Genomic DNA, 1,272 nt, shown 5'->3' with positions numbered 1-1,272 from the left:
CGGGTGAAGGAACTAGGCAAAATGGTGCCGTAACTTCGGGAGAAGGCACGCTGACACGTAGGTGAAGTGATTTACTCATGGAGCTGAAGTCAGTCGAAGATACCAGCTGGCTGCAACTGTTTATTAAAAACACAGCACTGTGCAAACACGAAAGTGGACGTATACGGTGTGACGCCTGCCCGGTGCCGGAAGGTTAATTGATGGGGTCAGCGCAAGCGAAGCTCCTGATCGAAGCCCCGGTAAACGGCGGCCGTAACTATAACGGTCCTAAGGTAGCGAAATTCCTTGTCGGGTAAGTTCCGACCTGCACGAATGGCGTAATGATGGCCAGGCTGTCTCCACCCGAGACTCAGTGAAATTGAACTCGCTGTGAAGATGCAGTGTACCCGCGGCAAGACGGAAAGACCCCGTGAACCTTTACTATAGCTTGACACTGAACATTGAGCCTTGATGTGTAGGATAGGTGGGAGGCTTTGAAGCGTGGACGCCAGTCTGCGTGGAGCCGACCTTGAAATACCACCCTTTAATGTTTGATGTTCTAACGTGGACCCGTAATCCGGGTTGCGGACAGTGTCTGGTGGGTAGTTTGACTGGGGCGGTCTCCTCCTAAAGAGTAACGGAGGAGCACGAAGGTTGGCTAATCCTGGTCGGACATCAGGAGGTTAGTGCAATGGCATAAGCCAGCTTGACTGCGAGCGTGACGGCGCGAGCAGGTGCGAAAGCAGGTCATAGTGATCCGGTGGTTCTGAATGGAAGGGCCATCGCTCAACGGATAAAAGGTACTCCGGGGATAACAGGCTGATACCGCCCAAGAGTTCATATCGACGGCGGTGTTTGGCACCTCGATGTCGGCTCATCACATCCTGGGGCTGAAGTAGGTCCCAAGGGTATGGCTGTTCGCCATTTAAAGTGGTACGCGAGCTGGGTTTAGAACGTCGTGAGACAGTTCGGTCCCTATCTGCCGTGGGCGCTGGAAGACTGAGGGGGGCTGCTCCTAGTACGAGAGGACCGGAGTGGACGCATCACTGGTGTTCGGGTTGTCATGCCAATGGCACTGCCCGGTAGCTAAATGCGGAAAAGATAAGTGCTGAAAGCATCTAAGCACGAAACTTGCCCCGAGATGAGTCTTCCCTGAGACTTTGAGTCTCCTGAAGGAACGTTAAAGACGATGACGTTGATAGGCCGGGTGTGTAAGCGCAGCGATGCGTTGAGCTAACCGGTACTAATGAACCGTGAGGCTTAACCTTACAACGCCGAAGCTGTTTTGGCGGA

General features: G+C 53.6%; 1 rRNA gene. It reads left to right on the top strand.

The window, feature by feature from the left end:
• Nucleotides 1–1,247 (top strand): 23S ribosomal RNA (locus tag F4V72_RS23925); the annotation flags it as partial.
• Between the last annotated feature and the right edge of the window lie 25 nt (nucleotides 1,248–1,272).

Source organism: Salmonella enterica subsp. diarizonae, assembly GCF_008692785.1.
In the GTDB taxonomy this organism is placed as follows: Bacteria; Pseudomonadota; Gammaproteobacteria; order Enterobacterales; family Enterobacteriaceae; genus Salmonella; species Salmonella diarizonae.
The sequence above is the reverse complement of the archived record's forward strand: the minus strand, read 5'-3'. Positions and strand labels throughout refer to the sequence as shown.